The organism is Novosphingobium sp. G106 (assembly GCF_019075875.1).
GTDB lineage: Bacteria > Pseudomonadota > Alphaproteobacteria > Sphingomonadales > Sphingomonadaceae > Novosphingobium.
In genome coordinates this window covers 2,293,874-2,306,589 of record NZ_JAHOOZ010000001.1, presented here as the reverse complement: position 1 = coordinate 2,306,589, position 12,716 = coordinate 2,293,874, and the positions used below count along the sequence as shown (strand labels likewise).

11 protein-coding genes are annotated in these 12,716 nt (G+C 62.4%); 6 read left to right on the top strand and 5 right to left on the bottom strand.

Features of this window, described 5'->3' with window-relative positions; translation table 11 throughout:
- Positions 1–14 precede the first annotated feature (14 nt).
- Positions 15–365 (top strand): hypothetical protein, encoded by a 351-nt coding sequence (locus tag KRR38_RS11015; protein WP_217401387.1) that lies wholly within the window; start codon positions 15–17, stop codon positions 363–365.
- A gap of 614 nt (positions 366–979) precedes the next feature.
- Here KRR38_RS11015 and KRR38_RS11010 read toward each other — a convergent pair.
- The 5 genes from KRR38_RS11010 to KRR38_RS10990 are packed head-to-tail and all read right to left on the bottom strand — an operon-like array spanning position 980 to position 6,346.
- On the bottom strand, positions 980–3,193 hold the full coding sequence (locus KRR38_RS11010) for a hypothetical protein (RefSeq protein WP_217401385.1): 2,214 nt from the start codon (positions 3,191–3,193) through the stop codon (positions 980–982).
- A gap of 29 nt (positions 3,194–3,222) precedes the next feature.
- Entirely contained in the window at positions 3,223–3,405 is a 183-nt protein-coding gene (locus tag KRR38_RS11005) for a hypothetical protein (protein ID WP_217401383.1), read from the bottom strand.
- Between the two features lie 3 nt (positions 3,406–3,408).
- A complete protein-coding gene (locus KRR38_RS11000) occupies positions 3,409–4,599 on the bottom strand; it encodes a hypothetical protein (RefSeq protein ID WP_217401381.1) in 1,191 nt (396 codons plus the stop codon).
- A gap of 59 nt (positions 4,600–4,658) precedes the next feature.
- Positions 4,659–5,765, bottom strand: a complete 1,107-nt coding sequence (locus tag KRR38_RS10995; RefSeq protein ID WP_217401379.1) for a toxic anion resistance protein — start codon at positions 5,763–5,765, stop codon at positions 4,659–4,661.
- Complete coding sequence (locus tag KRR38_RS10990; protein ID WP_217401377.1) at positions 5,762–6,346, bottom strand: hypothetical protein; 585 nt, start codon at positions 6,344–6,346, stop codon at positions 5,762–5,764. The genes KRR38_RS10995 and KRR38_RS10990 overlap by 4 nt, the downstream gene beginning before the upstream one ends.
- Before the next feature lie 347 nt (positions 6,347–6,693).
- Here KRR38_RS10990 and KRR38_RS10985 point away from each other — a divergent pair, with 347 nt between their 5' ends.
- The 5 genes from KRR38_RS10985 (at position 6,694) to KRR38_RS10965 (ending at position 12,471) form a co-directional block, all read left to right on the top strand.
- Positions 6,694–7,431, top strand: coding sequence for a hypothetical protein (locus KRR38_RS10985; protein ID WP_217401376.1), 738 nt, complete (start codon positions 6,694–6,696; stop codon positions 7,429–7,431).
- The gene (locus KRR38_RS10980; protein ID WP_217401374.1) at positions 7,431–8,528 is read left to right on the top strand and encodes a hypothetical protein; all 1,098 of its coding nucleotides are present in this window, start codon (positions 7,431–7,433) and stop codon (positions 8,526–8,528) included. The genes KRR38_RS10985 and KRR38_RS10980 overlap by 1 nt, the downstream gene beginning before the upstream one ends.
- Positions 8,525–11,044 (top strand): hypothetical protein, encoded by a 2,520-nt coding sequence (locus KRR38_RS10975; RefSeq protein ID WP_217401372.1) that lies wholly within the window; start codon positions 8,525–8,527, stop codon positions 11,042–11,044. The genes KRR38_RS10980 and KRR38_RS10975 overlap by 4 nt, the downstream gene beginning before the upstream one ends.
- A 25-nt stretch (positions 11,045–11,069) precedes the next feature.
- Positions 11,070–11,429 carry a hypothetical protein gene (locus KRR38_RS35985; RefSeq protein WP_254514750.1) on the top strand — a complete coding sequence of 120 codons (360 nt, stop codon included), beginning with the start codon at positions 11,070–11,072 and terminating at the stop codon, positions 11,427–11,429.
- Between the two features lie 289 nt (positions 11,430–11,718).
- Positions 11,719–12,471: a dienelactone hydrolase family protein gene (locus KRR38_RS10965; RefSeq protein ID WP_217401369.1), complete on the top strand. Its 753-nt coding sequence runs from the start codon at positions 11,719–11,721 to the stop codon at positions 12,469–12,471.
- Positions 12,472–12,716: the final 245 nt, after the last annotated feature.

Genomic DNA, 12,716 nt, shown 5'->3' with positions numbered 1-12,716 from the left:
ACGAAGGATTTTGCATGTCTATTATCAACGCCGTCGCTGCGGACGAAATCGAGAAAAGCCGCGAGCCCGTCATCCAGGCCATGGCCTCTTCGATCGGGCGATCCAACGGAAGCACGGCTACCGAAACGCTCACGGCGGTCGCGGGCGCGCTGCTCGATGCGACGATTGCGGAACTCAGGGGCGACACGTCGTCTGCTGCGGCTCTGACGGAACTGATCGATCGCAGCGAGGTCGCGCAGTTTGGCGATGCTTTGCTCGCCATCCTCAAGGACGTCATTGGCCATGGGTTGCCGCCATCGGCGTTTTCCCGTGTAGGCGACGCCTATTGGCGGATGATCAAGAGTGCCGGCGTGCCGGCGAGATGAGAGCTTAGTCCCCATCACACCCATGTTTGTCCCGCCGACACGAGTTGCCGGCGGGACATCTGCGGTTGCGCCGGATATCTCTGCCCGGTCCGCGCCGCCCGCTCACCATCATTCGGGATGAACGGCTGCTATTCTATTGTGAAACCCCTGCCATGGGAGCTTCAGACGATACCGTTCGTGCGCAAACGGCATCTCGGACATAGTTCATTTTGACAGTCTCTGACGTAGCCAACTCCTGCCAGCGTGTTCGCGCGGAGCGATACATTTCCTGAAGCCTGGGAAGATTGGTTTCCTCGGCGGCGCGTGCGCAGGCCGTGGCCTGCTCGAGATAGAATGCAATGTCAGCCATAGCTGGTGCCATGGCCCGATGATGGTTAACAGCCCGTTGCGCCGATAGATGCTGTCGAGAAAGCAGCTGGGACGCAATCCGCCGACTAAGCGGTCGTTCGCGGGCCGATTTAGACCCGTTGAAAGCGGCCTTCTGTTCACCTCCCTCGTTGCCAGAGCCAGAATCGGCCAACGAGAAAAGATCGCGCCGCCAGTGGAACACTAACTCCGCTCTTGGCTGCAACCTTGGCTGTATAGCGCATCCCGGTTTTGGGATCTCGCCGGCATCAACTGATTGCTCCTCCCGTTTGGGCCGGCGGTTTGGAGACTGGTCCCAAAATCATGATCACGCCCCGCGCCTTTCGCTGCCGAAGCAATCCGATGATTGCACAGGCGCACGACAGAAAAAGCAGGATCGCCGCAGAAACGGTGGTGAGCATTTCGCTAGCGCGGCGCCAACGCGGTTGTATCTGTCGCGCAAGATCCGCCAGCGATGCCTTGCCGTCGGGCAATCCGACTTCAGATCGAAGGTATGCGAGAGCCAGCCGATGCCGAAGTTGGGTGGGAGCCCAGACCCCGGTCATTGCGCCAAGCTGGGCATGGAGCTGCCGAATATCGCCTGAATAATAGGCCTTTTGTGCGAGAACATAGTGGGCCTGGTCCGCTTCAACCTGCGGCAGAGCATCAGGTTCAATATAGAGATCGCATCGTTGCCTAGCCCCATCGGCGTCTGCCCGAGCTGTTCGCGGTTCGTAGCGCATATGCAGTCCACCCCTATCAAACCGGTGCGGGGTCGACCCAAGACAGAATTGGCGTTCAGCAGGGGAGCCGCCGTCGACAGACGAAGGCTCAAAACGGTTCGCTCCGGGTGTTCCTTTTTCTCGCGCAGTGCCAGCCCGCTGGGACAAACCGGTGCCGTCCAAAGATGTAAAAGCAGCTTCGTCATCATTCCGGCGCGGAAAGCTCCACACCTGCTCGGCAGGCATCATAGCAGGCTCATTGATTGGAAGCCGTGGAAGCAGCGACACCAGGGGAGAGGCAAAACAGACGGCTGATAGCGCGCTGCAAACGAGGATAAGGACAAGATGAAGCGGCCACTTCATGGGCCATCTCTTGCGAAGCAGAACGGCCAACTGCCAACCGGCGAGAGCCAGCGACAGCACGATGGCCGCAGTCAATAACTCGCGTGGCTGCCAGTAAACGGTATAGAAGATGCCATCGGACGCCATTTGTGTCGGCCCGTCAATTTGCAGGGACGATTGCGAAATGACGGCATTCATCCAGGATGCCAGCTCCTGCGGAAAATAGACTAAGGGTTCGTTGGCCGGAAAAACCAAGTCCAACCCCGGAAACGAAGGGGTGTGAAAGGCCAGTGCTGCGGCGATCGCCAAGCCCGTTAATCTGAGCAATGTGCCGGCCCAGGCCAACAGGTTCCTTCCCTTGCGCTGCAGCGTTTGCAGCTGGTCGATCGTAGGCTGAGGCAGGTTGTCTGTCCGGCGTTCAGGGCGCCTTCGAACGAACCAATGGACCAACGGCAATGGCTTTTTCGTCCACAAACCCGCAGTCGATAGCGCAGCAGCCTTTTCCTTGAACGGGGCTGCGACCGCGTCATCTGGTCCTCGCCGCGGCGGTGGCTCCAGCTCTGGCTCGCGCCGAGAAGCCAAGGCTTCGAGGTCGATCAATCTCCGCTGCCGGCCACGCAAGCTTCGCAGGCCCGCAGCGCCAAACAGCAGAAACACCAAACCCAAGGTCAGAAAAATCGGACGTGACAGCCGGGTGATCCACTCCTGCCAGCGCCAGGCAGCCATGGCCTCGGCCACAGGGAGATCGAGTTCGGGATCGACGGCATGTGCCCGCGCGATCATCGCGCGCAGCCGTGCACGCGCGCTGAAGCCCGGATGCGACCAGCGGCCGGTCATTCGGGCCAGGGCGGCGCCCGTTGCGTGCGGATTATATGCGCCTTCCCGGTTGGTAAAATCTGCAGGGACGGGGCGATTGCAGTGAATCTCGCCGTCATGCATCGACGGGATGCAAAAATCGATCGGTCCGCCTGTGAAGACCTCGTCCGGTGCCGCGCGGCTGGACAAGATGTAACTCTCTTGCGCCAATACATATTGCGCCTTGTCGGGCTGGCCCGTGGCGTTCTCGAAGCTCCGGCGCTTACAGTTGGCACGGTCAAAATCGGACAATGAAGCATTCGGGGAACAGGTGCGCTGCGAGGTGTCCCAAGGAATTTGCCGATTGATCGGCTTATCTACTGCGTAAATGTCCCCATTCGGACTTTGGCGCAAATTTCCTTCCGACAGAATCTTGAGCAGTAGGGTGCTCAGGAAAGCCGCTGCGAGGAATCCGGCAGCCAGGATCAACCATAGCTGCAATCGCGTCAGACGCCTCAAGCCCCAGGCGATCGAGGCCGCGGCCAGCGCAATGATCAACAAGCCCCACCGCAGGCTTTCGCGAACGGGCAGGGATGGCTCCACGACGATGTTGGATCTGGACAATTCCAGATCCTGGTACGCGAGAACGGGTCTCAGAACTGTGCAAGGCCCAAACCGAACAGAACGGCGCCGGCGGCGAGCAAGGCAAAAGACACCGTGCGAACTTTCGCGAAGCGATCTCGCAGCTGTGACGCGAGGGAATTCATCGCGCCGGCTTGATTTCTCATTCTGTCGAACACGCTTGCAGCTGCCATCTCATGGTAGGCTTGGCTCACGGGTCATTGCTGCGTGCCGGCATTTGCTGGCTCCGTTCCTGGGATTCTGTTTGGCCGGCGATCACCTGCATTCGCGACCGCGGTGTCGAGCCGGCCCGACAAGATGCAAAGAACAAGCGATGCCGTGCCGCCAAGGCAGCCGAGGACCAGCAGTACCCAGCCAGCATAATATCTCGGCAAGGTGTAAGGGGCTCCATCGGCGATCAGGCCCGCGGTCGCCCCTGGAGTTTGTCCATGTGCCGCGACCCATCCCGCCATTGCGCCAATCCTGCCCCGAGTGTGCCAATCCTCGGGTCGCCACGCACCCGCCAGGGCGTGAAGATGGAATGCGGTCCGCGGCGCATCGTCGGCGATATAGCCTTGCTGTGCGAGTAGGTAGTGCGCCTGGTCCCTCAAGGGCTGGGCAAGCGTCTCTGGCCGCAGGTGATAGGGCGTCGCCCAGCCTTTGTGCACGTCCCTCCGGGCGACTTGCCCTTCAGCTTTGGTCGCGGGCTGGAGCCTGGCAGGATCGTCGGTGACCGTGCCATCGGGCGGGACAAGCGGTCGCCCATCGCGGTCGCTGACGACACCCTTTCGCGCCGTCAGCGATTGCGTGTCGCCGGTTTGACCGTTCAATAGGTTATAGAGGCCGGAAGTAGCCGCGAAGAGCCCGATCGGCAGAAAGGCGACCATGGCGAACCGCCAGACTTTATCGAGTACGCCGCCGCGCAGGCAGAAATATGCGCCTCCACCAACCAGGCTTACCGCGACGACCGTGGCGGCACCGATATTGCCTCCCGAGACGATGCTGAGCGCGATGTAGGCGATGAAAAACCAGATCGGACCGGTGAACAGCAAAATCAGGCGCCAGCGGAGCGAAGGGATCAGCCACTTGAACGCGAGATGCGCGGCCAGAAGCGCCAGGACATAAATTCCATAGGGCGAAACCGTGGTGACCCCGTGGTGGCCCCAGCCAGGCGCATTATGGCGCACCGCAGCGCCGTGATCGGACAGGTAGGCAAAAAGCTCAGGTGGTACCGAGGCATAGAGACCTTCCGGATCGCCTCCGAACAGTTCCCGACCGGCAGGATCGGCTGCCATGATCGACATGCCCACGGCGAGCATCACAACAGCCGCGCGTGCTATCGAGCGGCCGAGCGAACGCAAGCGCTGCTGGCGGGCAAGGAGAGCGGCATGCAAAGAGGGGGGAGGCATGGGTGCCGCCTCCATAGCCGGCCTAGCTCCACCCTTCCGGCCAAAGGCGGTCTGCGCGTTCAGGCGGCGCTATCCAGGCCCTCGACCGGCAGCACGTTGGCCAGGCCGCCCGCCATCTCGCCGCGCAGCTGCGCAAGCTGCGCCAACGCATCGCGCCTTTTTGCGGCGCCCTCTTCATGTGCCTTGCGCACGTCGACGAGTGTCTTGATCACGTTGTCGTGAACCTCGCGCAGGGTCTCGACGTCGACGACGAGACGCTGGTTTGCGGCAGCGGTGGCGACGGCGTTCTCGTGCAGGATCTCGCTGTTGCGCTTCATGAAATAGTTCGTCGCATCGTCGATCGAGCCAGCCAGCTTCACTGCCTCTCGCTGCTCGTTGAGCGTCAGCGCGAGCACGAAAGTGCGTTTCCAGGCCGGCAAAGTCAGGCGCTGGATCGTCTGGAACTTCTCGAGCAGGATGACATTGTTGGCTTGCATCATCCGGATCATCGGCAGCGTCTGCAACGCACTGTGCTGGAGGACGTTGAGGTCGCCGATCCGCTTTTCGAGCGCGTTGCGTCCACCTTCGAGCGCGCTGATCCGCTCGACGCTGGCCATGTCCTGCGGTTCCGCCTTTACAGCCGTGATCTCGCGGTCGAGCCTTTCGAGCACGAGCTGGGCGGCCTGGACATGCGTCGCCAGCATGCGGTGCTCCTCGGCGACACCGTCGTACATCGTGTCGAACGATGCCGCGCGTTCCGCGAGCCGGTCGAGCGTGCCCTGGATATTGGCGACGAGCTTGTCGACCTGACCTTCCAGCGAGGAGAAGCGCGCCATGGCCTTTTCCTTGGTCAGCACGAAGTTGCGCACCAGACCGCCAACGATCGGTGCGCGGGTCCATTTGCTGTCGTAGGACGAGAGGTCGAAGGCCTGCGCGGCAACGACGATCTCGCTGAGTTTGCCGCCAATCTCATCGAGATCGTCCGCTCGGGCCCTGGCCAGAAGCTGGTCAGCGTAGCGGCTGGTGGTCTCGCCCACCGCATGGCCGAACTGCGCGACGGTCAGCGCCGAGCGCGTATCGATCGAAGAGGCCAACGCCTCGACTTCCTGCGGATCGACGTGAGGAACCAGCAGGTCAGCCGAAAGATCGATCGGCACTGCCGTCGTGATTTGCGAAGGAAGCGTCATTGTGCCTGTTCCTTATTGCGCCGCAAAGCGGCAGCGAGGCTGGATTGCGCCAGTTCGAGCGCCGAAACCTGCTCCGTGAGTTCCGCGGGCGTGACCGCGCTTTGCGCGACCGAAAGGGCGTGCTGTTGCCAGACCGGGAACAGCAGCTGTTCGATGTCGCGATAGCGATCGAGCAGGTCGGAGAGGTGATCGACCGAGAGCATCATCTGCGCCCGGCCAAGCTGGTTGGACGCGTGCAGCGCTTCGAGATTGCCGAGCCGCCGTTCAAGCCGCGAGGTGTCAGCCTTCTCGGCCCCGCGGGAGAGCAGTTCTCTGGTTGCCAAAATCAACGCCTCGTTGCGCGGATGTGCGTCCTCCAGCTTTGCGGTTTCGAGGCGCATCAGTTGCCTCGCCCGGTCGGCATCCTGGGCAGCCATCGTCAGCTTGCGCATCTCATTGCCGATCGTCGCAATGGACACCTCGAACTCCAGCCGGGCCTCGAGATCCGCGCCGGTGAAGCGATGGAACCAGGATTGTTTGCGAGCGACGCGCTCGGGATCGAGCCTTTGCAGCGCGGTGACAACCGCGGTCATCGCCGCCATCAGCGTCCGGGCCGGTGCGCCGCTCAGCAGCGCCGCGTCGGGCTCAGCTACAGTAATGGCGGCGTCGAACAGGGCCAGCGCGGCATCGCTGCCCGGAGCAGCTGAGCGAAGGCCGGCCAGTTCGAAGCCCGAAGCGTTAGAGAGTGCGGAAGCGGCTTCCTCCATGAACCGCGGACTAGCCCAACTTGTTTAAGGCCTCGTTAGCTGGGGCGGGCAGGCAAGTAGGCAATTCTTAGGTCTTGCCTTCTATTCTCGGACCTATGGGAGGCGCGGGCGAATTCGATCAGATCGCGGCGCGCGCCGACATGGCGCGAAGCACACTCCTATGGGCCGGATCGGCCGCTCTTTTGTCTCTGATTCTGGGCTGCCTGGTGATAGCGCCGAGCAGCGGAATCAACGATGTCCAGCTTGCTGGCGGAGCCGCCGACATCTTGCGCGAAAAAGCGGTGCGCCTCGGTCTCGAAAGCCCGCACCTCATTGGCAGCAACTCGGGCCTCATTCCGCTCACGCTTTCTGCCTTTCTGCAGCTCGTCTCCCTCATCGCCGGCGGCGCGCTCGTCTGGGCCTTGGTCAAACGGCATCGTAGCGCGGCCAAAGTGAGCTTCGGCGTCCTCTTCGCGCTTTCGCTTGTCGGCCCGATCCCAACGATGCTTCAGCCTGATCCGCCAACCGCGATCGGAGTGGAGGCGGCCGTGAGGCTGGTGGGACCGCTCGATGCTTCCGCCGCCTCCGCGCCGCCCTGGAAACGATATATGCTCGCACAGATCGCCTATATCAGAGGCAGTCGAAACGCGGCGCGGAGTCTGACGGCCGACATCGACTACGAGACGCTGGGATCGCCCATCGAAGGGCGGTACCGGTTGCAATACCTGCATGGTGAACCGGTCCGGATTACCAACGTCTGCTTCAAGCGCGGATGCCTGTCGCCGGGGGCTCTCGCGGGAGCGCGCCAGGCAGCCTGGGCGATTGGCGTTATCTCGCTGCTCGTGGCTGTCGCCGCGGGCCGGCTCCTCATCATCCTTCGGGCGAGACTGGCGCGGCTCGACAAGTTGCGTGTTCCCGCACGCCCAGCTGTCAGCACCTGATGCACGATCCACTTTTTGTGCTCACCGCGCGGCGCGGCGCATTCCGGCTTTGGGGCACGTACCTGATGCTGACGGCGCTCGTGCTCTTTCTGTGTCTGATCGCCGCAAATGGCTCTGCGCTTTCGGGCACCGGAATTTTGCTGAACGGGCGAGCAAGTTACCTGGCGCATCTGCTCGACATAGGGCCGCGGGGCGATTGGCGTTATGTCTGGGGCGGCCCCATGACGCTGCTCGGTCTCCAGGTGGTTACCTTCGGTCTCTCGGCGATCGGCGTGATCTTGATCATCTGGCAGCGTCTCGGGCGCGGCCGCTGGTCGCGCCTGGGCTTTCTGCTGTGGCTCTCGCCGCCTCTGATAGGTCTCACGGCGCTCCCGGACATCCTGCCCCAAATCTATCCGGCCACGATCGACGATGACGCGATGGCGCAGCTCCTCAGGAAAGTCGAGGCGCGCCGGCCCGGACTGGTCTCCGCACTGCGCCTGGGCGATAAGCCCGCGCGGGCCGATGTGCATAAAGTCGCTGTGACGTTTGCCCGCGGCGACGGCGAGGCTGGTACGATGGCCGCCACCGGAAATGGTCTCCCGAACAAGACGGGCAAACCTGACGAAATCATGCTCGAGGACCGCGGCACGATCGAGGGGTTGCGCTTCGCGCTTGCCGAGCAGGCTGCGGCCAGAAGCAACCGAGCCGAACTGATACGCCTCCTACCTCTCGAGTTGCCCCGCGCGGAGGTCGACATGCCCGCGCGAAACGCATTCGCGGCGCGTCTCGAGAAAATGGAACGGGTGGCTGGGCGGTCGGTGGTCGCCGATGGCGACCGGCCTGAGCTGGCCCGGCGGATCGCTATCTGGCACTCGGTTTTCAAAGTGTCGAGCGCAGTTCGCCCCGTGATGCAGATAGCTTTCGCCTGTGGTTTTGCCTGCGCGCTGATGGGTTGGCTGCTGGGGAGGCGCATTGATCGAATGGCCAGGGCGCGGCGTGCGCTAAGCCCAGTCCCCGATATCGATGCGACGCCCGATAAGGTGACCCCTACGCCGCCGGCGCGCCGTGCAGTCGGACGGTATGTCGATTCAGATCTGCCGAAAAAGTTGCTGTGAACCAAGCGCTGCCCGTTCCAAGCGGCGGCCAGATTGCACGAGAGGGCAGGGGACCTAGCGAACAGGTCGGTCATTTGCACGCCCGCGTCGACCGCCTGCTGCATATCGGCGCCGGACTTGGCGGGTTAGGGTTCCTGCTCACCCTGTTAGGTGTCGCCATCCCTGGCGGGGCAGGCGAGAACGCCCGAATGGGACCGAGCGACGAAGTCATCGTCCCCGGCGGCATCGAGGGCGTTTTCACCGCGGGTCATCAGTTGCAGTTATTTCCGGTGCCCGGTCTGGAAATGCTGCGCTGGGGCTTGCTCCTGGCTTTTGCCGCCGCAGTGGTGGCTGCCTCTTATATGGTCCGAGGGCGTGGCATACGGCTCCTGCCGGCCGTCGCGCTTGCCTTGCCCGCGGCGTTGCTGATCTCTGCTTGCATCGCTTTTGCCGTTCAGCCGCCAGATTCTCCCGGCAGATTTAACAGCGACGCCAATCCTGCTCGCACCATGGAAGCGAGCAAGCTCGAAAACGGAGCGACATGGTGGGCGGCTGGTTTTCCGCAATGCGTCAGCGGGCTACCGAGGTCGGCGGCGGCAGAGGCCATTTGCGCTAGCCGCAAGGCCTCCTGGCTCGGAACCTGGCAGGGCGTCGCGTCCTCGGAGTTGACCGACAAGGTGCAATTCATGAGGGCCCAGTACGCCCTTCATCTCGTGGTCAACGGATTCAACTTCAGCCGTCCGCGCATCACGATCGGCCGGGAGCATCGCATACTTCCCGGCGGCCACATCGTGGTACGGTCGGAAAGCGATCCCCGCCTCTGGGTGCCGCTCAGCTCCTACTACTGTGGGCAAATGCTGGTTTGGAACAGCCCCGCTCCCAATCCCTCTTGCCGCGAGATCGTAGCGTCAGATCTCGATCCGGGGCCGGCGCAGCCCGATCGTACGGGCTGGCATCTCTCGAAAATGACCGGCCGCTGGCACTCGCTGCACTACGTGTACCGGGCGAGGCTTCGGGCATTGATCGAGCACGCGCGCCGCGGCGACCCGACGCTTGATCTTTCCGCCGCCCAGCGCATGGCGAGCCCCGGCTGGGAGGAGGATCTCAGCACCTATTCGCGTCCGGCATTCATTGCTGCCGGACTAGCGATGATGGTCACGGCAGGCGCTATCAGCTGCACGGCAATGAGCCGCCGCAAGGCGCTTGTCCGGCTCGGCTTTCAGGCTCGTCCGCGTGGCGCAAAGCCGATGCAGGCGGCACGCAATGCGATTATTGCCGAAGCACCTGCCGGGGAGCCGAGTCTTTGGCGGCAACCTTCACCGGGCCCGCGCTCAGCGCTGATGGCGCCGGCGGCAATGCCCCGCCTTGGTCACCTGCCTCCTGAAACGATTTCGCGGCTCGCGGAAACGGAACGCTTCGGCCGCAAGGCAATCATGTGGGCTGGGCGCTGTGGCAGGCTGGCAGTGGCGGCGACGATTATCGCGCTGCTCAGCTATCGTGCGCCGCTTCCCACGATCGACAAAATCTTTGCCGACAATGCCAAGCGGTTGACCATTCCCTCCGAACTTGCCCACGAAATCTCAGTCCGCCTGGCGGCGGCGGCGGTGCAACCCAATCCGATCTTTCAGTGGCATGAGGTCGTGCCGGTTCCGGGCGGTTTCAACGCGACCGCGTTTTCCTGGAGCTGCGCGCTGGGCGTGCTGCTGGTCGGCTGGCAGTTGTCGGTTCTGCGGCCCCGAAAGAGGCCCTGGCAGTACCTGCTGTCATTTCCGGCGCTCACCGCGTTTACGCTCGCCGCATACGTCGTAGCGTCGGATTTAGGCGCGAAGCGACCGGTCTTCGCGGCGCGATTGGTGGTGACAACCGGAAAGCTTGCCGCGGACGGTGACCAAGACTGGTTGCCGGCCCGCGAGAGCAAGAACGTGAGCTACATACCCTCGCGCATCGAGCGCTGGGCAAGAGGCGCTAGACCCGGAACAATCCTGAAGGAGCCGCTCCCGCGCGGACCTCGTGACTTTTGCCAGGCTACCGAAGGCTGGCACCTGGAACTTGGACCAATTGGAATATTCTACCGGCAGCGCCAATGGTTGGCGAGCTCCGACCACTCGCCCTTTGTCCGTCCAGAAAAATGCACGCTGAAGGTCGTCCCGAATGCGCTGGCAGGAGAGCTCGCCGACCAGGCCCATTTTGTCGTGGCGCAAAAGGCCTATTCCGCGGCCGACCTTCCAAAGGTGCGCCGCGAAGTCGATGCGATGAGCGGCGCCTGGGTGCCGAGAACCTACAATGACAGATTGAGGCTTGCGCGCTTGCAGGAGTTCGTGGGCGACAGGAGGGCTACCGCGGCGCTCCGCGTCTTGCTTGACGTGGCGCGGCCGCCCTCGATGTTCGTAGTGCACAGCGTTGCGGCCGGAACGGCGCTGCTCCTGGGTTGGTTGGCACTGGTATGCGCTTTAGTCGGTCAACGCCGCCGGCAAGCCGCAACCTCAGCGGCGCACAAGCTGGATGGGCTTGATCTACCCGCTACAACCGCCGCATAGCGGCTGTTCAAATCATTCGGAAAGCATGCCGCCTTCCGCCGACAAAGCTGACGTTTGCCGCTTCGCGGCTGATCCTCGAAACCTGCCGTTGATTAATCAAGCGGGCGCGCGAACGTCTGCTTGCCTGGCCGTCAACTGCGGCTATGCGGTGGGCATGACTGCCTCCGACCTCGAACAGCTGATTATCGCCCGCCTGATCCGGGAGAGAGGCGGCACTACGCAGACATGGCAGCGGGCGCTTGGCAAGGTGATCGTGCGCGACGCGAAGAAGTATGCCCATTGCAATTGGGATGTAAGACTAAGTGGCACCGATGCGCAACGCGCCGCGATCGAGCAGCTTCTCGACGATGTGCGACTTGAGCATTCGATCGTGGCAGCCGATTGAGAACCTAAAGGCCTGTAGCTGCCGCCGACATTGCGGACGTCCGCCCTTGCATTCGCCGATCCCCAAAATCGGACGTTGCTGTTGGACAAGAGATGAAAGTGAATGACTCTGCCAGCGTGACGGAATTGGTAGACGTATCGCTACAGCGATCCCGGTAAGGGGGCGGGTTCGATCTCCTGCCGCTGCGGCACACGGCTTGGCCCAACCAGTGCGGGACGGCGGCGGCATTGATGGAAGTGGAACCACCTCGCCACTAGGCGGGATGCCCTATCGCTCGATAGAAGGTGCAATGATGATTACGACGCGCGAAGTCACCTATGATGTCGATGGTCTGAACATGATTGCCCATCTGGCGCAGCCGGACAGTCCTGGGCCTTGGCCGGCTGTGCTGATAGGACATGATGGGGTTGGCCTCGAGGAATACCAAAGGCAGCGGGCCGATGATCTCGCCGCGCACGGATATCTGACGCTGGCAATGGATTATCACGGTGGTGAAGTGTTCTTCAATCGGCCGGATGCGATGCTGGACCGGGTCATGCCCCTATTGGCTAATGTCGAACGGATGCAGGCTGTCGGCCGCGCCGCGCTTGATGTTCTGCTCGCTCAACCCGGTGTTGACCCAAACCGCATTGCCGCTCTCGGCTATGGCGCTGGTGGTCAAATCGTGCTCGAACTTGCAAGGATCGGCATCGCGTTCAGGGCCATCGCGGTTATCCATCCCGCCTTCCCAGAAGCCAAAACAGAAGACTGGACCGACGTAACCGGCACTCTTCTTATGTGCACCGGCTCGGAAGACCCCCTTTGCACCCCACAGCAAGTTCTGACTTTTGGCCATGTGCTCCAGAAGGCCGGGGTCGATTGGCGCGTAAATATTTATGGCGGCGCCGAGCACGCGTTCTGGGCGCGACCGAGAAATCCGGATGGATCGGCCACCGAAGGGACCAACCACACCATGTTAACTGTACCGGGTGTCAGCTTTCATCCGAAGCACACGACGCGCGCATGGCGGGCCGTGCTCGAGCTATTTCGCGAAACTTTCTAGGCTTTTTAGCATTGGCGCTGGCCTGTCTGGTGTCGGGGGCGATAAGCAGACTCCACAACGGCCGAGATCGGACCGCGAGTGTCCAATCTTGTGTCCAGCGCCGAGTGCGACTGTGGCCGCCGACATAGCTGCCATTCAAAGCATCAGACTTGCTGCGCCGGACCGGCCGTTCATTCATCTGAACAAAGAGGGCCTGCGTCACAGGGAGGGCAGCCAGCAAATTGATTGGGCGGACGGGCATTCAT